Source organism: Isoptericola variabilis (assembly GCF_050311655.1).
In the GTDB taxonomy this organism is placed as follows: domain Bacteria; phylum Actinomycetota; class Actinomycetes; order Actinomycetales; family Cellulomonadaceae; genus Isoptericola; species Isoptericola variabilis.
Genome location: NZ_JBNOZM010000002.1, coordinates 416,979 through 436,676 on the forward strand (window position 1 = coordinate 416,979; position 19,698 = coordinate 436,676).

At 75.1% G+C, this 19,698-nt stretch carries 21 protein-coding genes; all 21 read right to left on the minus strand.

Features of this window, described 5'->3' with window-relative positions; genetic code table 11:
• Positions 1 to 4: 4 nt before the first annotated feature.
• Positions 5 to 664, minus strand: a complete 660-nt coding sequence (locus ACQP60_RS06350; RefSeq protein ID WP_429729480.1) for an adenine phosphoribosyltransferase — start codon at positions 662 to 664, stop codon at positions 5 to 7.
• A gap of 14 nt (positions 665 to 678) precedes the next feature.
• Complete coding sequence (secF, locus tag ACQP60_RS06355; protein ID WP_429729482.1) at positions 679 to 1,776, minus strand: protein translocase subunit SecF; 1,098 nt, start codon at positions 1,774 to 1,776, stop codon at positions 679 to 681.
• A complete protein-coding gene (gene secD, locus ACQP60_RS06360; protein ID WP_429729485.1) occupies positions 1,776 to 3,869 on the minus strand; it encodes a protein translocase subunit SecD in 2,094 nt (697 codons plus the stop codon). The genes secF and secD overlap by 1 nt, the downstream gene beginning before the upstream one ends.
• Before the next feature lie 173 nt (positions 3,870 to 4,042).
• Positions 4,043 to 4,486 (minus strand): preprotein translocase subunit YajC, encoded by a 444-nt coding sequence (yajC, locus tag ACQP60_RS06365; RefSeq protein ID WP_429729488.1) that lies wholly within the window; start codon positions 4,484 to 4,486, stop codon positions 4,043 to 4,045.
• 146 nt (positions 4,487 to 4,632) lie between these two features.
• On the minus strand, positions 4,633 to 5,724 hold the full coding sequence (ruvB, locus tag ACQP60_RS06370; RefSeq protein WP_429729977.1) for a Holliday junction branch migration DNA helicase RuvB: 1,092 nt from the start codon (positions 5,722 to 5,724) through the stop codon (positions 4,633 to 4,635).
• Positions 5,725 to 5,728: 4 nt separating this feature from the next.
• Positions 5,729 to 6,361, minus strand: coding sequence for a Holliday junction branch migration protein RuvA (ruvA, locus tag ACQP60_RS06375; protein WP_429729491.1), 633 nt, complete (start codon positions 6,359 to 6,361; stop codon positions 5,729 to 5,731).
• Positions 6,362 to 6,470: 109 nt separating this feature from the next.
• Positions 6,471 to 7,061: a crossover junction endodeoxyribonuclease RuvC gene (ruvC, locus tag ACQP60_RS06380; RefSeq protein ID WP_429729494.1), complete on the minus strand. Its 591-nt coding sequence runs from the start codon at positions 7,059 to 7,061 to the stop codon at positions 6,471 to 6,473.
• Positions 7,062 to 7,137: 76 nt separating this feature from the next.
• Positions 7,138 to 7,896 carry a YebC/PmpR family DNA-binding transcriptional regulator gene (locus tag ACQP60_RS06385; RefSeq protein ID WP_429729497.1) on the minus strand — a complete coding sequence of 253 codons (759 nt, stop codon included), beginning with the start codon at positions 7,894 to 7,896 and terminating at the stop codon, positions 7,138 to 7,140.
• 7 nt (positions 7,897 to 7,903) lie between these two features.
• Entirely contained in the window at positions 7,904 to 8,548 is a 645-nt protein-coding gene (gene pdxT / locus ACQP60_RS06390) for a pyridoxal 5'-phosphate synthase glutaminase subunit PdxT (RefSeq protein ID WP_429729500.1), read from the minus strand.
• Between the two features lie 42 nt (positions 8,549 to 8,590).
• Positions 8,591 to 9,475, minus strand: a complete 885-nt coding sequence (locus ACQP60_RS06395; protein WP_429729503.1) for a hypothetical protein — start codon at positions 9,473 to 9,475, stop codon at positions 8,591 to 8,593.
• Complete coding sequence (locus ACQP60_RS06400) at positions 9,468 to 10,151, minus strand: hypothetical protein (RefSeq protein ID WP_429729506.1); 684 nt, start codon at positions 10,149 to 10,151, stop codon at positions 9,468 to 9,470. Before ACQP60_RS06400 ends, ACQP60_RS06395 begins: the two co-directional genes overlap by 8 nt.
• Positions 10,148 to 10,810: a signal peptidase I gene (locus tag ACQP60_RS06405; protein ID WP_429729508.1), complete on the minus strand. Its 663-nt coding sequence runs from the start codon at positions 10,808 to 10,810 to the stop codon at positions 10,148 to 10,150. The genes ACQP60_RS06400 and ACQP60_RS06405 overlap by 4 nt, the downstream gene beginning before the upstream one ends.
• Before the next feature lie 40 nt (positions 10,811 to 10,850).
• A complete protein-coding gene (locus ACQP60_RS06410; protein ID WP_429729511.1) occupies positions 10,851 to 11,387 on the minus strand; it encodes an alternate-type signal peptide domain-containing protein in 537 nt (178 codons plus the stop codon).
• A gap of 109 nt (positions 11,388 to 11,496) precedes the next feature.
• Entirely contained in the window at positions 11,497 to 12,072 is a 576-nt protein-coding gene (locus ACQP60_RS06415; protein ID WP_429729514.1) for an NUDIX hydrolase, read from the minus strand.
• 136 nt (positions 12,073 to 12,208) lie between these two features.
• Entirely contained in the window at positions 12,209 to 14,734 is a 2,526-nt protein-coding gene (gene hrpB / locus ACQP60_RS06420; RefSeq protein WP_429729517.1) for an ATP-dependent helicase HrpB, read from the minus strand.
• 80 nt (positions 14,735 to 14,814) lie between these two features.
• Positions 14,815 to 15,735 carry a pyridoxal 5'-phosphate synthase lyase subunit PdxS gene (gene pdxS, locus ACQP60_RS06425; RefSeq protein ID WP_429729519.1) on the minus strand — a complete coding sequence of 307 codons (921 nt, stop codon included), beginning with the start codon at positions 15,733 to 15,735 and terminating at the stop codon, positions 14,815 to 14,817.
• A gap of 69 nt (positions 15,736 to 15,804) precedes the next feature.
• Complete coding sequence (locus tag ACQP60_RS06430) at positions 15,805 to 16,392, minus strand: hypothetical protein (RefSeq protein ID WP_429729522.1); 588 nt, start codon at positions 16,390 to 16,392, stop codon at positions 15,805 to 15,807.
• Positions 16,389 to 17,642, minus strand: a complete 1,254-nt coding sequence (locus ACQP60_RS06435; RefSeq protein ID WP_429729525.1) for a glycosyltransferase family 4 protein — start codon at positions 17,640 to 17,642, stop codon at positions 16,389 to 16,391. Before ACQP60_RS06435 ends, ACQP60_RS06430 begins: the two co-directional genes overlap by 4 nt.
• Positions 17,639 to 18,601, minus strand: a complete 963-nt coding sequence (locus ACQP60_RS06440; RefSeq protein ID WP_429729528.1) for a phosphatidylinositol mannoside acyltransferase — start codon at positions 18,599 to 18,601, stop codon at positions 17,639 to 17,641. The genes ACQP60_RS06435 and ACQP60_RS06440 overlap by 4 nt, the downstream gene beginning before the upstream one ends.
• An 11-nt stretch (positions 18,602 to 18,612) precedes the next feature.
• Positions 18,613 to 19,269: a phosphatidylinositol phosphate synthase gene (gene pgsA / locus ACQP60_RS06445; RefSeq protein ID WP_429729531.1), complete on the minus strand. Its 657-nt coding sequence runs from the start codon at positions 19,267 to 19,269 to the stop codon at positions 18,613 to 18,615.
• Positions 19,269 to 19,698 (minus strand): HIT family protein (locus ACQP60_RS06450; RefSeq protein ID WP_429729534.1); only part of this gene is annotated, 430 nt, incomplete at its 5' end. The genes ACQP60_RS06450 and pgsA, both read right to left, overlap by 1 nt.

A 19,698-nucleotide genomic window follows, 5' to 3' on the forward strand; every position in this document is an offset into this window, starting at 1 on the left:
AAGTCTACGACTCCACGCGCAGCAGAGCCTCGACCGTCCGCCCGGTCAGCCTGTCGCGTCCGCCCAGGCCCGCGAGCTCGAGCAGGAACGCCAGCGCGACCACCTCGCCCCCCGACCGCTCGACGAGCTCGGCCGCCGCGCACGCCGTGCCGCCGGTCGCGAGCACGTCGTCGACCAGGAGAACACGCGCCCCCGCCTCGAGTGTTCCCGTGCGCAGCTCGATCGCCGCGGAGCCGTACTCGAGGTCGTAGTCGACCCGCTCCACCGGGGGCGGCAGCTTGCCCGCCTTGCGCAGCGGCAGGAAGCCCACGCCGAGGCGCGTCGCGAGCGGCGCGCCCAGGAGGAAGCCGCGCGCCTCCATGCCCGCGACGACGTCCACGCCGCCGTCCGCGTCGACCAGGCGCGCGAACGCCTCGACGACGTCCGCCAGCGCCGCGCCGTCCGCGAGCAGCGGGGTGATGTCGCGGAACACGACCGGCGGGTGCGGGTAGTCGGGGACGTCGCGGATCAGCGCGCGCACCTCCGCGGCGCGCGCGGCGCCGAGGCCACCCAGCCCGTCGACGACGATGTCGTCGACCGTGTCGCCCACCGTGTCGCCCGCCGTGTCGCCCACCGCGTCGGCCACGACGTCCCCGGTCGGACCGCGACCAGCCGTCTCCCCCATCTCGACCACCCGGCTCAGCGGCCGCGCTTGCGGCGGGGCTGGGCCTGGTTGCCCTGGTGCTGGCCCGGGATCAGCTGGGCGGAGCCGGTCGTGTACGCCGCGACCTCCGCCTCGTGGCCGCCCTCGGCGACCAGCCCGGCACGCTCGGCGAGCACCGCCTTGGTGTGCGCGGCGATCTTCGGCTCACGCTCCCGCAGGGCGACGTCGAGCGGCGTCGCGAGGAAGAGCGACGACGCCGCACCGACGGCGATCCCGACGAACAGCGACAGCGACAGGTCGCGCAGCGTGCCCGCGCCCAGCAGGAACGCCCCGACGAACAGGATGCTCGCCACCGGCAGGAGCGCCACGACGGAGGTGTTGATCGACCGGACCAGGGTCTGGTTCACGGCGAGGTTGGCCCGCTCGGCGTACGTGCTGCGGGTCTGCGTGAGCACGTCCGCCGTGTTCTCGCGGACCTTGTCGAACACGACCATCTTGTCGTACAGCGAGAAGCCGAGGATGGTGAGGAAGCCGATGATCGTCGACGGCGTGACCTCCCAGCCGATCGCCGCGTAGACGCCGGCCGAGATGAGCAGGTCGGCCAGCATCGCGACGATCGCCGCCACCGACATCCGCCAGGCGCGGAAGTACACGGCCATGAAGAGGGCCGCGGCGACCACGAAGACGACCGTGCCCCACAGCGCACGGCTCGAGACGCCGGCGCCCCAGGTCGGGCCGACGAACGACGTCGTCACGGCCGACTCCTCGACGCCGTACGCGTCGGCGAGGCCGGTGACCAGCTCCGCCTCCTGCTCCGGCGTCACCTGCTCGGTCTGCACGCGCACCGCCGAGCCGCCGACGATCGCGACACGGGGCTCCTCGTTCGGGAGCACCTCGTGCACGGTGTCGATCGCCACCTGCTGCTCGGTGGAGGTCACGTCGTTGACCGTGAACTCCGTGCCGCCGCGGAAGTCGATGCCGAGGGTCAGCCCCTTGATGAGGATGACCGCGATCGACGCGACGGCGAGGATCCCCGCCACCGTGAACCAGCGCTTGCGGCGCTGCACGATCGGGTAGGAGCGGCGACCCGTGTACAGGTCGTTGCCCCACTGGGCGAAGTGCATGCCGGCCATCAGCGGCTCTCCTCGTTCGTGCCGGAGGGGTTCTCACCGGTCGCCGAGGGCGATCCGTCGTCCGGTCCTGCGCCGGGTCCTGCGTCCGGGCCCGGGTCCGCCTCCTGGGCGGCCGCCCGGCGCTCCGCGGCGCGGCGCTCGGCGATCGTCAGCCGGCGCCCGGAGGCGTCGGTCACCGGGGCCGCGGGGGTTTGCCGTGCGCCGCTGTGCACGGGCTCGGCCGCCAGGCGCTCACCCCCGGGCTCGGCGTCGTCGGCCGGGACCTCGGCGGCCCCGGGGCCGGCGACGGCCGGCTGCGGCATCCGCACCCGCCCGGCACCCGCGTACCGCGGGCCGGAGCTCGCGCGCAGCCGCTCGGGCGACAGGCCCGACCAGAGGTGGCCGTCCCGGAAGAACGGGATCTTGGTGATGACCTCCATCATCGGGTGCGTGAACCAGAAGACGACGGCGACGTCGATGATCGTCGTCAGACCCAGGGTGAACGCGAAGCCCTGCACGCCGCCCACGGCGAGGAAGTACAGGATGATCGCGGAGATGAGGTTCACGGCCTTGGCGGCAAGGACCGTGCGGCGGGCGCGGGCCCAGCCGCGCTCGACCGCGTAGGCGAGGGTCCGCCCGTCGCGCAGCTCGTCGCGGATGCGTTCGAAGTACACGATGAACGAGTCCGCGGTGAAGCCGATGGCGACGATCAGACCGGCGACGCCCGCGAGGGAGAGCCGGTAGCCCATCCCCCACGAGAGCAGGGCGATCGACACGTAGGTGATCACGCCCGCGACCACCAGCGACGCGACCGTCAGCAGGCCGAGCGTGCGGTACTGCAGCAGCGAGTACACGACGACGAGCGCGAGGCCGATGAGGCCGGCGATCAGACCGTTCTTGAGCTGCTCGGAGCCGAGGGTCGCGGAGATGACCTCCTGGCTCTCCACCGTGTACTGCACCGGCAGGGCGCCGAAGCTCAGCTGGTTGGCCAGCGTGGCCGCGCTGTCGCGGGTGAACGACCCGGAGATCGTCGCCTGGCCGTTGGAGATGATCGTGCCCGGGGAGAGGGACGGCGCCGAGACGACGAGCCCGTCCAGGACGATGGCGAACTGGTTGCGCGGCGCCTCGAGGCCCTGCAGGCGCGTCGTGGTCTCGCGGAACTCCTTCGTGCCCACGGAGTCGAAGTTGAGGAACACGCCCCACTCGTTGGTGGTGGTGCCGTTCGCGCCCGGGACCAGGCCGGAGCTCGCCGACGCGATGTGGACGCCGTCCACCTCCATCGGGCCGAGGATGTACTTCATCCCGTCCTGCTCGCCGCAGGTGACCAGCGGCTTGTCCGGGTCGTCCCCGCCGCCGCCCTTGAGGTTCGCCGGGTCGGTGCAGTCGAGCTCCTCGAACTGCTTCTGGATCTCCGGCGTGATCTGCGCCAGATCGCTCGGGTCGGACGCGGCGGCCTCGTCGCCCGCGCCCTCCTCCGTCCCGTCGGTCGCCGACGGCGACGGGGCGGCGTCCTCGCCCGACGTCGCGGTGGCGGTCGCCGTCGGCGTGGCCGACGGGTCCGTGTCCGCCGGGACGGTCAGCGCCGCGCCCGCGCTCTTGCCGCTCGGGGCGTCGTCGGCCTTGGCGTCGTCGGCCTTGGCGTCGTCGGACTTCGCGTCGTCCTTGGCGGCGCCGTCTGCGGCGCCGTCACCCTCGTCGGCGCTCGGCGAGGCCGAGGGCTCGGGGGTCGGCGTGCCCGCGGCGTACGTCAGCACGGGGCGGAAGCGCATCTGCGCGGGCTGCGAGATGAGGTCGATGGTCTCCTGCGACACCTCGCCGGGGATGCCGACGACGATGTTGTTCTGCCCCTGGGCGGTGATCTCCGCCTCGGAGACGCCCGAGGAGTCGATGCGCTGGCGGATGACGTTGATCGACTCGTCGATCGTCTCCGAGGTCACCTGCGACCCGTCGGTGGTGTCCGCCTTGAGGATCAGCTGCGTGCCGCCCTGGAGGTCGAGCGCGAGCCCCGGGGCCCAGCTCGCGCCGTCGGGGTTGCTGTCCGACTTGGCGTCCCAGAAGACGCCGGCGCCGAGGGCGAGGAACGGCAGGACGATCGTCAGGATCGTGAAGATCACGAGGGTGCGTACCGGACGCGACCGCTTCGTGCGTGAGTTCGCCAACTTCTGTCTCTTCCCGTCTGCGCGCCGCCCCGGGGTCGGCGCGTGATGGCGCCGGCCGGGATCACCCCGACCGGCGCGTCGTCAGGCCGACGGGCGCGAGCGCCCGCCGACCCATGTCGCTGGTGCTGTCACTTCGTGGAGCCGGCCTCGCCCTCGTCACGACGCTGCTGCTCCCGGTACTCCCGCTGCGCGGTGTCCAGGCTCGACAGGTCGTCGGGGACGTCGATGTGACCGTCGCCGGAGGTGATCGTACCGGTCGCGGAGGGGTCGGTTGTGACGTCGGTCTCGTCGGTCGCGTCGACGGCCTCCTCGGCCGGGGTGTCGACGCGCTTGGCGATGGCGGCGCGGAGCCAGCGGGTCTGCGCGCCGCCGGGGGCCGTCTCGATGGTGACGGTGTCGGTCTCCTCGTCGATCTCCACGACCGTGCCGAACAGGCCCGAACCGGTCATGACCTCCTGGCCCGGCGCGAGCTGCGACCGGAACTCGGCCTGCTGCTTCTGCTGCTTGCGCGTCCGCGAGCTCATGAAGAACATGAGGCCGGCGAGGACCACGAAGAGGATGATGAGTTCCACGGAGCGTCCTTGTCTGTCGCTGCCCGACGGTCGTGAGGACGGCCGGGCGTCGGGGGCGCAGGGTCCTGCGCACACGGGCCCCAACGAGCACGGCACCCGTCGAGTTCCGGCCCCGGGCCGTCTGTGGCCGAAGGGGCCCACCCAGTCTACTGGGGTACCGCACCGTCCCCGTCGGCGCCGCCGGCCCCGTCGAACAGCGTTCCCCCGAGCGGCGCGCCCCACGCGCCGGGCGGCGGCTCGAGGCCGAGGTGCTCCCAGGCGGCCTGCGTGGCGACCCGCCCGCGCGGCGTGCGCCCCAGCAGGCCCTCGCGCACGAGGTAGGGCTCGGCCACGGTCTCCACGGTGTCCGGCTCCTCCCCCACCGTCATCGCCAGGGTGCCCAGGCCCACGGGGCCGCCGCCGAACCGCCGGCAGACGGCGTCGAGCACGGCACGGTCCAGGCGGTCCAGGCCGATCGGGTCGACCTCGTAGACCTCCAGCGCGGCCCGGGCCGCCCGCAGGTCGAGGCGGCCGTCCCCGCGCACCTGCGCCCAGTCGCGCACGCGGCGCAGCAGGCGGTTCGCGATGCGGGGCGTGCCCCGCGAGCGGCCCGCGATCTCGTGGGCGGCCGCGTGCTGGATGTCCACGCCCAGCAGCCCCGCGGACCGGGTGATGACGCGCTCCAGCTCGGCGGCGTCGTAGAAGTCGAGGTGGCCGGTGAACCCGAACCGGTCGCGCAGCGGGGCGGGCAGCAGCCCGGACCGCGTCGTCGCGCCGACGACCGTGAACGGCGGCAGCGCCAGCGGGATCGCGCTCGCGCCCGCCCCCTTGCCGACGACGACGTCGACCCGGAAGTCCTCCATCGCGACGTACAGCAGCTCCTCCGCCGGGCGGGCCAGGCGGTGGATCTCGTCGATGAAGAGGACCTCGCCCTCCTCGAGCGACGAGAGCACCGCGGCCAGGTCGCCCGCGTGCTGGATCGCCGGCCCGCTCGTGACCCGCAGCGAGGTGCCGAGCTCCGCGGCGATGATCATCGCCAGCGTCGTCTTGCCGAGACCCGGGGGGCCCGACAGGAGCACGTGGTCGGGCGACGCGTCGCGCGCCAGCGCGGCCTGCAGCACGAGCGAGAGCTGGTCGCGCACCACCCGCTGACCGACGAACTCGTCCAGCTTCTTGGGACGCAGCGCCGCCTCGGCCGCGCGCTCGACGTCGTCGGCCGAGGAGGTGACGAGCCGCTCCCCGCCGTACTCCGGCTCCACCGGCTCAGCCACGCCGCCCGCCCAGCGAGCGCAGGGCCGCCCGCAGCGTGGCGGCGACGTCGATCGGGCCGCCGTCCGGAACGTCGTCGCCGGCGTCGCGCAGGACCCGGTCGACCGTGTCCTGCGCGATCTTGGCGGCCCAGCCCAGGCCGACGAGCGCCTCGACCACCTGGTCGCGGGCCGGGTCTCCCGCCGCGACCGGCGGGGCGTCTGGCACGACGGCGCCGTCCGACGTCGGCGCCCCCAGCTTGCCGGACAGCTCGAGCACGAGGCGCTGGGCGCTCTTGGGCCCGACGCCGGGGACGCGGCGCAGCGCCGCGAGGTCCTCGGACGCCACCGCGCGGCGCAGCGCGTCGGGGGTGAGCACGGCGAGCATGGCCAGGGCGATGCGGGGCCCGACGCCGGACACCGACTGGGCGGTCTCGAAGACCTCCCGCTCGTCCGCCTCCGCGAACCCGAACACCGTCATCGAGTCCTCGCGGACGACGAGCGTGGTGTGCAGCTGGGCCCGCTCCCCGACGCGCAGGCCGGCGAGGGTCCCGGGGGTGGCGTGCACGAGGTACCCGACCCCGCCGACGTCGAGCACGGCCCGCTCGAGCGTCACGTGCGTGACCGTGCCGGTCAGGGAGGCGATCACCGTGGTCCTTCCGTCGAGCTGCCTGTCGAACACCCGTACGAGGCGTCACTGTAACAACCGGCGGCGACGCCCGGGCGGCGACACGACGCCGGCGCTGGGCCGAGGTCGGTCAGCGCCGGGCGCGGGAGGGGGCACCGCGGTGCGAGCCGGTCCGCGCGGTGCGCTCGGCCGCGGCCCAGGCGCGCTGGGCGGGGGTGAGCTCGTTCCGCTCGCCGCCCTGGAGCGCCCCCGACGGCCGCCACAGGTGGGTGACGGCGAGCGCGAGCGCGTCCGCGGCGTCGGCCGGCCGGGGCAGCTCGTCGAGCCCGAGGATGCGCGCGATCATGCGCTGCACCTGCTCCTTGTCGGCGCGGCCGGAGCCGGTCACGGCCGCCTTGACCTCGCTCGGCGTGTGCATCGCGACCGGGACCCCGCGCCGGGCGGCCGCGACCATCGCGAGGCCCGCCACCTGGGCGGTGCCCATCACGGTGCCGCGGTTGTTCTGCGCGAACACGCGCTCGACGGCGACGACGTCGGGCACCGTGCGCTCGAGCCACTCCTCGAGGCCCTCCGCGACACGGAGCAGCCGGAGGTCGACGCTCAGCTCGGGCTCGCTGCGCACGACCCCGACGTCGACCATCCGGGCCCTGCGCCCCGGCAACGAGTCGACGACGCCGACACCGCACCGGGTCAGCCCCGGGTCCACCCCCAGCACGCGCACGCCGTCACCTTCTCACGCGCACTGGCCACGGCGGCCGTCCCGCGCCGCGGGACGGGCCACCCCGGGTCGACCAGGGTCACTCGTCGTCGAGCGCCGCCATGACCTCGTCGGAGGCGTCGAAGTTGGCGTAGACGTTCTGCACGTCGTCGCTGTCCTCGAGCGCGTCGATGAGGCGCATGATCTTGCGCGCGCCCTCGACGTCGACCTCGACCTCCATGGACGGGTGCCAGATGGAGTCGGCCGAGTCGTACTCGATGCCGGCCTCCTGGATGGCCGTGCGGACGGCGACCAGGTCCGTGGCCTCCGAGAGGACCTCGATGACGTCGCCCTCGTCGCTGACCTCCTCGGCGCCCGCGTCGAGCGCGGCGAGCATCACGTCGTCCTCGGTGACGCCGTCGGCCTTGGGCACGACGACGAGGCCCTTGCGGGAGAAGAGGTAGGACACGGAGCCCGGGTCGGCGAGGTTGCCGCCGTTGCGGGAGAACGCGAGGCGCACCTCGGAGGCGGCGCGGTTCTTGTTGTCCGTGAGGCACTCGACGAGGACGGCGATGCCGTTCGCGCCGTAGCCCTCGTACATGATCGTCTGGTAGTCGACGGCGTCGGCGCCCTCGCCGGAGCCACGCTTGACGGCGCGGTCGATGTTGTCGTTCGGGACCGACGACTTCTTCGCCTTCTGGATGGCGTCGAACAGCGTGGGGTTACCGGCCGGGTCGCCGCCGCCCGTGCGCGCGGCGACCTCGATGTTCTTGATCAGCTTCGCGAAAAGCTTGCCGCGCTTGGCGTCGATCGCCGCCTTCTTGTGCTTGGTCGTGGCCCACTTGGAGTGACCTGACATGCGCTCCCTAACTCCTTCGCGATGCTTGGACGAGCCGGACGAACAGCCCGTGCACGCGCGCGTCCCCCGTGATCTCCGGGTGGAACGCGGTGGCGAGCAGCCGTCCCTGACGTGCTGCGACGATCTTACCGGCGGCGGGCCCCACCGCGGAGCCGTCCGCCCAGCGGTCCGGGATGCGGGCGAGCACCTCGACGTCGGGCCCCGCCTCCTCGACCCACGGCGCGCGGATGAACGCGGTGCGCACCGGGCGCCCGCCGGGCGCGTCCGAGACGCCCGCGACCTGCAGGTCCGCCTCGAACGAGTCCACCTGGCGGCCGAACGCGTTGCGGCGCACGACGACGTCCATCCCGCCCAGCGTGCGCTGGTCGGCGGTGCCGCCCTCGATGCGGTCCGCGAGCAGGATCATCCCCGCGCACGAGCCGAACACCGGCAGGCCCTGGCCGATCAGCCGGCGCAGCGGGTCGGCCAGCTCGAAGAGCCGCAGCAGCTTGTCGATCGTCGTCGACTCGCCGCCGGGCAGGACGAGCCCGTCGACCGCGTCCAGCTCGGACGGGCGGCGCACGCTCATCGCGCGCGCCCCCGCCTGCTCGAGCGCGGCCGCGTGCTCGCGCACGTCGCCCTGCAGGGCGAGCACGCCGATGGTCGTGATCACCGGGGCAGTGTAGAGGGACCTCCGAACCGATGAGGCTGCGTTTCAGGCGCAGACCCCGAGCAGCCCGAGCGCGACCGTGTAGGTGCGCGTGGCGGACCCGGCGGAGACCCAGGTCGTGCCCGCGAAGGTGCGCTCGGCACGCACCTGGGCCGTCGCGCCCGTCGCCGTCTGCGTCACGCGGTACGACGTCGTCCCCGCCGCCACGGGCACCGTGGTCCCTCCCGAGCCGTAGGAGAACCGGTACCCCGTGGCGCTGGGTACCGCGGTCCAGTTGAACGTCACGGAGCCGATGCCGAGCAGCCCGCAGCTCAGCGTGGGCACCGGGACGGTCGCGGCGTTCACCGGGCCGCTGACGATCGTTCCCGTGTCGGTCCACGAGGTGCCGGGGAGGTCCGCCCCGAGCGCGACGGACACCCCGCCCGCCTGGCCCTGGGTGGTCGACGGCGCCGTCGCGGAGAGCACCACGGCCACGCACAGCGTCGCGGTCCCGCCCGCGGGGACCGTCGCCGTGCCGCCGGACCCCTCGCCGCAGCCGGTCCCCGTGTCCGCAGCGCCGAACGACGCGCTCGTCGTAAACGACGTGCCGAGCGTCCCGGTCCGCGAGGTCGTCGCGGTCACCGTGGCGGAGCGGGAACCGGCGTTGCGGACCGTGACGACCTCGGAGGCGCCGGCGCCCGGCACCGCGCCGGTGAGGGTGAGCGACGACAGGGTCACCGTGCCCCCGGGACCCACCAGCCCGCCGCCGAGCCCCACGACCTGCACGTCCATCGTGCCCGAGGAGACCCGCGTCGTCGGCGCCGTCGCGGTCCCCGATCCGCGCCACCAGGCCCAGGCGATCCCGCCCCCGGCGAGCACGCACACCATCGCCGCGACCACCAGGACCGCGACGCGGCGCACGGTCGCCCCGTGCCGCGCCGACTCAGCCACGGTGGCCACCCCCTCGTGGGCGGGCACGGCGCAGCAGCGCGCCCACCGCGACGGCGACCGCCGCCGCGAGCAGCACCGGCAGCGGCTGTCCACCGGTGCGGGCGAGCCCGCCCGGGCCGTCACGGACGTCGTCGGCCGGTCCGCGCCCACCGTCCTGGCCGCCTCCGGTGTCCGGCGGCGCGTCGCCCGCCAACGTCACGAGCACGTCCACCGGGACGGTCTCGCCCTGCGTCGCGTTCCCTGCCGCGCCGTCGAGCGAGGCCTCCACCATGACGGGCAGCACCTCTGACTCGGCCAGGAGCACCGGCGCGGCCCCTGCGTCGTCGGACCACCCTCCCCCCTCCGGGCGCACCCGGACCTGCACCGCGTCCGCGAGGGCCGAGGCTCCCTGGCCGGTCACCCCGTCCCCGATCGAGACGGCGACGCGGCTGCCGGCCGGGCCGGGTCCGTCGTTGCGCACGAGGAGCACGGCCCGGCGCGTCTCGCCCGGCGTCCAGGGCGCGGAGCCGAAGAGCGCCGTCTCGAGGTCGGTCGTCCACCGGCGGCCGTCCACGCTCAGCGCCACGCCCGAGGGCCGGGCGCCGTCGTGCGCTCCCGCGGCCGGCGCCGCTGCCAGCAGCACCCCGGCGACGACCGCTGCCCCCCAAGTCCCGATCCGGCGCCCGCCGCCCCTCATCGACGGCCGTCCTTCCGGGCACCGCCCGCACCCGGCGGCGCCGCCGGCCACCAGGTCGCGAGCCCGTCGGGCGGGGCGCTCGGCCCACTTCCCGGCGCCAAGGTCGGTGCGGTGGTCGACGCGGCCTCTGCCGTCGCCCCGGACGACCGGCGCCCCCGCCGCTCCCGCACCTCGCCCGCGACGAGCCACGACGCATACCCCACGAGGAGCACCGCGACCCCTGTCGTGAGGAACCGGCGCTGCTCGGGCGTCCCGAGACCCATGAGGCGGCCCAGCTGCGGCACGGCGTACCAGAGCGTGCCGCGCACCTGCACGGCCTGCACGGGCTCCGGGTCGGCGACCTCGTTCGCGTCACCCCGGGTCAGCAGTGTCCGCTCCCCGTCGACGGTGGTGCCGAGCCCCACCACCCGGTGCGTCACGACCGTGGGGTCCCCGGAGCGCAGCTGGTACGTGACCACCTGTCCGGTCGTGATCTCGTCCACGTCGACCGGGCGCACCACCACGAGCGTGCCGACGTCGAACGCGGGGCGCATCGATCCGGTCGCCACGCCGTACGGCGTCGCGCCGGCCAGGCGCGGGACCACCACGACGAGCAGCAGGGCCCCGCCCGCGACCAGGAGGACGACGCACGCGAGGACGCGCCCCGTCGCGCGTCCCACGGCACGACCCGGGCCCGGCGGTGGCGCAGCCACGGCGTGCTCAGGGAGCGGGGACGACGTGCGCCTGCGTGACCTGGACCGTGACGTCCTCGAGCGCGGCGGTCAGCGTCTGCGTGTCGTTCCCGGCGGCGGTGTCGAACGCGGCCTCGAGGTTGACGACGAGCGAGTCGGTCTCACCCACCGGGACCGGCTCGGTCAGCGGGAGCTCCAGCGTCTCGCCGCCCAGGGTCGCCGAGGTGAGGGTGAGGTCGAGCGCGCCGGTGAGCGCGTTCTCCGCCTCCCAGGTCGGCGACGAGACGGTGATCTCGCCCAGGGCGAGGTGGTCGCCGGTGCCCCCCACCGCGAGCGTGCAGGTGGTGGTGACCGTGTCGCCCGGCACGATCCCCGCCGCGACCGAGCCGCCGCCGTCGAGCGTCCAGTCACCGCACGCCCCGTCCGACATCGTGAGCGTGCCAGCGGTGACGTCCGACCCCGTGGCCGTGCCCTGCGCCGTCCAGTAGGCGATCGTCTGGGCGCCGCCGACCAGCAGGACGGCCGCCCCTCCCACGGCGATTGCAGCCTTCGTCAGTCGGTTCACGTCGACGTCCCCCTGCCGCTCCGTCCGCACCCCCGTGTGCGGCCTGACCAGAACGACGGTAGCCAACTGCTGCCCGGGGCGCGCGTCGGCAGCCCGGGACGTCTGGAGGTCAGGGCGTGCGGGTGCCCAGCTCCTCGGGGTCGGACGGCTCGTCGTCGTACTGGACGCCGAGGTGGCGGACGGTGCCGTCCCACCCCCGGGCCAGGTCCTCCACGACGTCCGGCAGGCTGGTCGGGAAGACCTCGCGCGTCTCGGCGCGCAGCTCGGCCGTGGTCAGCCAGCGCATCTCGTCCAGCACGTCGCGCTCCTCCGCGGTCCACCCGTCGTCGGTGGGCCGGTGGCCGCCGTCGACGCGCGCCAGGAAGAAGACCTCCTGCTGACGGCACGTCTCCGCGAAGAAGTGGAAGTACGCGTCCCGGGTCAGCACGGGGCCCACGAGGTCGCCCGGAGCGAGGGCGAGCCCGGCCTCCTCGCGCAGCTCGCGCAGGGCCGCGTCGACCTCGCTCTCGCCGGCGTCGATGCCGCCGCCGACGGTGAACCACCACGAGCGTTCCGGCTGGTCGGCGTCGTGCCCGCGCACCAGCAGCACCCGGTCCGCGTCGTCGAGCACGATGACGCGCGCGGCGCGCCGCTGCCGCAGCCCGTCCGGCCCGACCGCCCAGTCGTCGCCGAGGGCCGGCGTCACCGGTCCCGCCCCGTCAGGCGCGCCGACTCCGGCTCGGCCTCGACGTCGCGGTCCACGGCCGACGGGGAACGTGCATCCATGGCGCTCATGGTAGCCACGCGCCGGACCTCGACGACGGACGGAAGCAGGGCCGCGCTCACCGGCGCGGCTTCACCCGCCTCGTCGGGAGGGCGGACAGCGGATCCTTCGGCCACGGATGGCGGGGATAGCGGCCCCGCAGGTCGGCCCGGACCCCGGCATAGCCCTGCCTCCAGAAGGACGCGAGATCGCTCGTGATCGCGACCGGTCGTCCGGCGGGCGACAGCAGGTGCAGGACGACCGGGACACGGCCGTCCGCGACGGCCGGGGCCGTGGTCCAGCCGAAGACCTCCTGCAGCTTCACGGCGAGGACCGGCGGCTCAGCACCGTCGTACGCGAGCCGGACCGCGGATCCCGACGGGACCTGGAGCCGCTCGGGCGCGAGCTCGTCGAACCGGGCTGCCGCGGGCCACGGCAGGAGCCGCCGGAGCGCCGAGGCCACGTCGATGCGGTCGAGGTCGCGCGAGCGTCGCACCGAGGCGAGCTCCGTACCCAGCCACCCGTCGAGACCGGCGAGCAGCGCCTCGTCGTCGACGGCGGGCCAGGGGTCTCCGAGGTGGGCGTGGCAGAACGCGAGCCGCTGCCGCAGGGCGAGCGCGGTCTCCGACCAGCGCAGGACGGACAGACCGCTGCCCCGGATGCCGTCGCGCACCGCCGCCTGGACGAGCAGCCGGTCGGGGTCGGTCAGCGGGACGTCACCCAGCACGATCGCGCCGAGCGCCTCGACCCGCCGCGTCACGACCCGGCCGTCGTCCCAGCGGATCTGGTCGGTGGTGGACACGAGATCGCCGGCGACGTCCCGCGCGGTCTGCTCGTCGATCGGCGCCGCGGACCGGATCCTGGCGTCGGCGCGGCCGGGCGCCCGGTCGGCGACCGCGATCGCCAGCCAGGTGGTGCCCCGCAACGGCGACCGTGGATCCAGGGCGGCACCCGTACCGCCGGACATCTGGTACGTCACCGAGTCGGTCCCCCGGGCCCGTGCGATCCGGTCCGGGTACGCCAGCCCCGCCACGACGCCCACCGCGAGGTCGTCCGGCACCCTGTGCGTCCCCCGACCGGCCCGCCCGTCCGGCTGGTGGCTGGTCGGCACGCCGCGGCCGAGGCGCGCCACCTCCTCCCGCCAGCGGGCCGACGCTGCGCGGTCGTCGCCGCGGCGGAGGGCTCGCAGACGTGCCGGGAGGTCCTCGCCGAAGGCGCGGCCCGAGTCGTCCGAGAGCATCGCGACGATCTCGCGCGCCCGGTCGGCACCCACCCGCGGGGCCCCGTCCAGCAACGCACGAGCGAGCCGAGGATGCGCGCCGATCGCCCGCATCCGTCGGCCGCGCTCGGTGATCCTGCCGTCGTCGTCGACGGCGTCGATGCGGCGCAGCAACGCGGTGGCCGCGGTCATCGCGGGCACCGGCGGCGCCTCGAGCAGCGTCAGGCCGGCCCCCGCCGGGGCACCCCATGCCGCGAGGTCGAGGGCGAACGCCGCCAGGTCGGCGACCGCGATCTCCGGCGCCGCATGGTCGTCGAGACGTGCGTGGTCCGTGGCGGACCAGCAGCGGTAGACCCGGCCCGGCGCCTCCCGACCGGCGCGACCCGCCCGCTGGTCGGCCGACGACCTCGAGACCCTGCAGGTGACCAACGTCCCGAGACCGCGGGACTGGTCGGTCCGCGGCTCGCGGGCGAGACCCGCGTCGACCACGACCCTGACCCCCGGCACCGTCAGCGAGCTCTCCGCCACCGACGTCGTCACCACGATCCGACGCGTGGCGGACGGCACCAGCGCGCGCTCCTGCTCGGCCCTGGACTGGCGGCCGTAGAGCGGCAGGACGTGGAGGTCGGCCAACCGGCGGACCATCCCGTCGATCTCGGCCTCTCCCGGGACGAACACGAGGACGTCGCCCTCGTTCTCCGTCAGCGCGCGCCGGACGACGGCCGCGACGTGGTCCAGCAGGCGCGGGTCGACGCGACCGCCGGGAAGCAGCGGCGTGGGCAACGGTGGGGGCGCCCACTCGGTCGCCACGTCGAACAGCGCGGCGGTCGCCGTGATCACGGGGGCGGGACCGTCCGCGCCGAGGGCGCGGCTCAGGCTCACCGTGTCCGCCGTGGCCGAGGTCGCGACGACGGCCAGGTCGTCCCGAAGGTTCGCCCGGACGTCGACGAGGAGCGCGAGCAGGAGGTCGGCGTCCAGGTGCCGCTCGTGGCACTCGTCGATCACGATCGCCGTGACGCCCGGCAGCTCCGGGTCCTGCTGCAGCCGGCGCACGAGGAGCCCCGTCGTCACCACCTCGACGCGGAGGCCCTCACCACCGCTGCGCTCCCCGCGCATCGCGTAGCCGATCCGCCGTCCGAGCGGCTCGCCGACCAGCGTCGCCAGCCGGGCCGCCGCCGCACGGGTGGCCATCCGGCGCGGCTCGGCGACGACGATCGTCCCGCCGAGCGCGTCGGCCAGGGCCAGGGGCAGCAACGAGGTCTTCCCCGACCCGGGCGGCGCGACCAGCACCGCGGCGCCGCTCGACCGCACCGCGTCGACCGTGGCAGGGAGGACCTCCCGGACGGGCAGGTCCGCACCCGGCACCGAAGGTTCAGGGAGCAGCACGCCCCGACCCTAGTCGAGCGCGACCAGGGGCCCCGCGGACGCGACGCCGGCGGGCCCCCTGGTCGTGGTCGGACCCGGTGCTACCAGCCCCGCTCCGCCAGGCGCACGGGCGCCGGCTCGGCCTCGACGTTGATGCCGACCATGGCCTCGCCGAGCCCGCGGGAGACCTTGGCGACCACGTCCGGGTCGTCGTGGAAGGTGGTGGCCTGGACGATCGCCTTGGCGCGCGCGACGGGGTCGCCCGACTTGAAGATGCCGGAGCCGACGAACACGCCCTCGGCGCCGAGCTGCATCATCATCGCCGCGTCCGCCGGGGTGGCGATGCCGCCCGCGGTGAACAGCACGACCGGGAGCTTCCCCGCCCGCGCGACCTCGGCGACCAGCTCGTACGGCGCCTGCAGCTCCTTGGCCGCGACGAACAGCTCGTCCTCGGGCAGCGAGGTCAGCCGGCGGATCTCGCCGCGGATCTGCCGCATGTGCGTGGTCGCGTTGGAGACGTCGCCCGTGCCAGCCTCGCCCTTGGAGCGGATCATGGCCGCGCCCTCGGTGATGCGGCGCAGCGCCTCGCCGAGGTTGGTGGCACCGCACACGAACGGCACGGTGAACTGCCACTTGTCGATGTGGTTGGCGTAGTCGGCGGGGGTCAGCACCTCCGACTCGTCGATGTAGTCGACGCCCAGGGACTGCAGCACCTGCGCCTCGACGAAGTGCCCGATGCGCGCCTTCGCCATCACGGGGATCGAGACGGCGTCGATGATCCCGTCGATCATGTCGGGGTCGCTCATGCGGGCGACCCCGCCCTGCGCGCGGATGTCGGCGGGCACCCGCTCGAGGGCCATGACGGCCACGGCGCCGGCGTCCTCGGCGATCTTCGCCTGCTCGGGCGTGACGACGTCCATGATGACGCCGCCCTTCAGCATCTCGGCCATGCCCCGCTTGACGCGGGCCGTGCCCACCTCGCCCGCGGTGATCCGGCCGTCGCTGCCGCTGGTCTCGCTCAACGCAACCTCGCTCGTGTCGCAGTGGGACGCGTGACCGCTGTCACGCGCCTTCCATCCTAGTTCCGCGCGTCAGGCCCCGGAGAGCCCCTCCGGCATCTGGTCGTCCAGCTCGACCGTGCGCGGGAGCGCCGCGTGCCCCGACAGCCGCAGCAGCCGCACGTACCAGGTGCGCCGGGCCCGCCGCGCCTGGGCGACGGCCTCGTTGTGGAACCGTCGCGCGAGCTGGGCGCGGTACCAGGCCGCGCCCAGCCGGCCGAGGAGCTCGCCGCCGGCGGGCGTCGCGCGCAGCTCGGCCAGTGCCTCGTCGTCGCCGAGCGCGGAGCGGAGCGTCGCGGACAGCTCGCTCTCGGCGCGCTCGCGGCCCGGGCCCAGCCCCTCGAGCGCGAGCTCGGCGCCGGGCGCGGGGGGCGGGGCGGCGTCCTCCACCGCGGCGAACGCGGCGTCGGCGACGAGCACGGCGCCCGCCGGGTCGAGCAGCCCCGAGGACGCCAGGTCGATGGCGGCGCCCGCCCGGCGCGCGAGCTGGGCCTGCAGGGCGATGCGCGAGGCGACCACCTTGCGGTGCAGCCGGTCGAGGCGCGACGCCGAGATCCAGGCGAGCCAGACCGCGACGGCCGCGACGAGGAGGACGAGGAGCGCGAGCTCGGACCAGGTCATGCGCCCTCACCCCCGGCGGCGCGACGGGTGCGCAGCCAGCCGACGGCGCTCTCCGTGCGCGACGGGGCGACCGGGGAGCCCAGCGCCTCCCCCGCGGCCACGGCCATCTCGTACACCGCGAGCACCTGCGCGGTCACGGCGGACCAGTCGAAGCGGCGCACGAACGCCGTCGCCCGGTCCCGCCGCTCCCGGGTGCCCGCGGCGTCGCCCAGGGCTTCGAGGATCGTGCGGGCCAGGTCGTCCGGCTCGCCGGTGCGGAACAGCCGGCCCGCTGCGCCGTCGTCGAGCACGCGGCGGAACGCCCCGAGGTCGCTGGCCACCACGCCGGCGCCCGCGCTCATGGCCTCGACCAGCACGATGCCGAAGCTCTCGCCGCCGGTCTGCGGCGCGACGTACAGGTCCGCCGACGCGAGGAGCGACGCCTTGTCCTCGTCGCTCACGCCGCCGAGGAACTCGAACGACCCGGCGTGCGGGCCGAGCGCCTCGAGCGCGGCGTCCCGCCCGTCGTCGCCCTTGCCTGCCACGAGGAAGCGCGCGCCCGGCACCTGCGCGAGCACGCGCGGCGCCGCGGCGGCGAGCACCTGGAGGCCCTTGCGCGGCTCGTCCAGCCGACCGAGGAACGCGACGGTCGGCGCCTCGGGGGTGCCGCGCCACCGGTCGGCCGGCGCGGCGGCCGCGAACGTGTCCACGTAGACGCCGTTCGGGATGACGACGGCGTCGCCGCCCACGTGGTCGACGAGGGTGCGGCGCGCGTCCTCCGACACGGCGATGCGTGCCGCGATCTTCTCGAGCGACTGCCGCAGCAGCGGGAACGCGACCTGCAGCGCCCGCGACCGCTCCTGCGAGGTGTGGAACGTCGCCACGACCGGCCCCTCGGCCGACCACAGGGCGAGCATCGACAGGCTGGGCGTCATCGGCTCGTGCACGTGGACGACGTCGAACCGGCCCGCCTCGAGCCAGCGGCGCACCCGGGCCGCGGCGCGCGGGCCGAACGTCAGGCGCGCGACCGAGCCGTTGTAGCGCACGGGGATGGCGCGGCCCGCGGACGTGACGACGTCGGGCACCGGGGTGTCGTCGTCGGCCGGTGCGAGCACCGAGACGTGGTGGCCGGCCCGCTGCAGCGCGCCGGCGAGGTCGCGCACGTGGAACTGGACGCCGCCCGGGGCGTCGAACGAGTACGGGCAGACGATCCCGACGCGCAGGGCGCGCGCGGGCGCCGCGGGGGCCGTGGCGTCGGGGGCGGCGGTCATGCCTCGCCCGCCTCGGCCCGGGTGCGCGCGTACCGCTCCGCGTCGAGGTCGTCGACGAAGACGCGCTGCAGCATGTGCCAGTCCTGGGTGGACTCCTGGAGGGTGACGGCGACGGCGTCCACCCAGCCCTGGGTCATCCGTGCGACCTGGTCCTTGCGGCGCAGCCCGGAGTCGTCGGGCACCGGGACGGGCGGGTAGAACCGGATCACGATGCCCCAGGCCGTGCCCGCGGCGCGACGGCGCTCGCCGGTGAGCCGCTCGTAGGTGACTCCCACGGGCACGAGCGGCACCTTGGCCGCGAGCGCCAGCGCGGCCGGGCCGGCCGCCACGCGGGCGCGGTGGCCGCACAGGTCCACCTCGACGCCCGACGACGTGAGGTCGCGGTCGGCGAGCAGCGGGACGATGCAGCCGCCCTTCACCGCGCCCCGGACGAGGTTGCGGAAGACGTCGTGGTCGCCGAGCGGCAGCACCTCGATGCCGATCGAGCGGCGGAACTCGACGAACTCGACGAACAGCTCCTCGGGCTTGAGCCGCTCCGCGACGGTGAGCACGGGGGCGATGTGCGGCGTCGCGTAGGCGCCGGCGAGGTCCCAGTTGCCCAGGTGCGCCAGCGCGAGGGAGACGCCCTGGCCGTCGGCGACCGGGCCGGCGACGTTCTCGTAGCCGTCCAGCCGCACGCGGGCGGTGATCTGGTCCGGCGTCGAGCCCTGCAGGGTGAACGCCTCGCGGAAGTACCGCATGTACGAGCGCATGCCCGCGCGGGTGAGGCGGCGCAGCGCGGGGCCGTCGAGGTCGGGGCGCACGCGCGCGTAGTTCGCCTCGAGGCGCCGCACCCCCTCGGTGCGCCGCAGCCACGTGAGGTCGGCGACGGCCCTGAACGCCGCGCGCAGCACCGGCTCGGGGACCTTCGGCGCGTGGCGCCAGGCGAACGTGTACAGACGGGCTACGTCGAGGCGCATGTCGATCCGCATCAGGCCTCCGGGTCGGGGCGGTCGGTGGGTGCGTGCGGGGCGGGGGTGGCGGCCAGCTGCCGGCGGACGGTCGAGACGCGCTGGACGACGGTGACGAGGCTGGCGGCGGCCAGCAGGGTCAGGGCGATCACGGTCACGAGCAGCGGCAGGCCCACCTGCGTGAAGGCCACGGCCACGAGGGCCACGACGAGCCGGTCGGTGCGCTCCGCGATGCCGACGGCGGCCGTCGCCCCCACGCTCTCGGCACGCGCCCGGGCGTACGGGACCACGGACCCGAGCACCAGGCAGGCGAGGGACGCGACGATGCCCCACGTGTCGTACGGCAGGTCGGGGTGCAGCACGAACCACAGCGTGATGCCCGCGAACACGGCGCCGTCGGAGATCCGGTCGAGGGTCGAGTCGAGGAAGGCGCCCCACGGCCCGGTGCGGCCCGACAGCCGCGCCATGACGCCGTCCATCGAGTCCGCGAGGGCGAACAGGCCGATGAGCACGCCGCCGAGCAGGACGTGCCCCGTGGGCAGCAGCGTGAGGGCGAGGACGACGACGACCACCGTGCCGGCGATGGTCACGGCGTCCGGCGACACCCCGAGCCGCAGGAGCAGCCGCGCGGGCGGGGTGAACAGCCGCTGCATCGTCGCCCGCAGGCCTCCGAGCATCAGCGCGCCCCGTCGGTCGGGGTGCCCGGCGCCGGCCAGGCGGCGGCGAGCCGGGCGCGGGTGTCGGCCAGCAGCTCCGGCAGCGCCTTGGTCTGCCCGACCACGGGCAGGAAGTTCGCGTCGCCGAGCCAGCGCGGTACGACGTGCTGGTGCAGGTGCGCCGCGATGCCGGCGCCCGCGACCTCGCCCTGGTTCATCCCGATGTTGTAGCCCGCCGGACCGTAGACCGCGCCGAGGGTGCGGATCGCCGTCTGGGTCATCGCGGCCAGCTCGGCGGTCTCCGACGTCGTGAGGTCGACGTAGCCGGACACGTGCCGGTACGGCAGCACCATGAGGTGGCCGGAGTTGTACGGGTACAGGTTGAGCACCGCGTAGCACTCCTCCCCGCGGGCGACGACCTTGAGCTTCACGTGCCGGTACCCGGCGTCC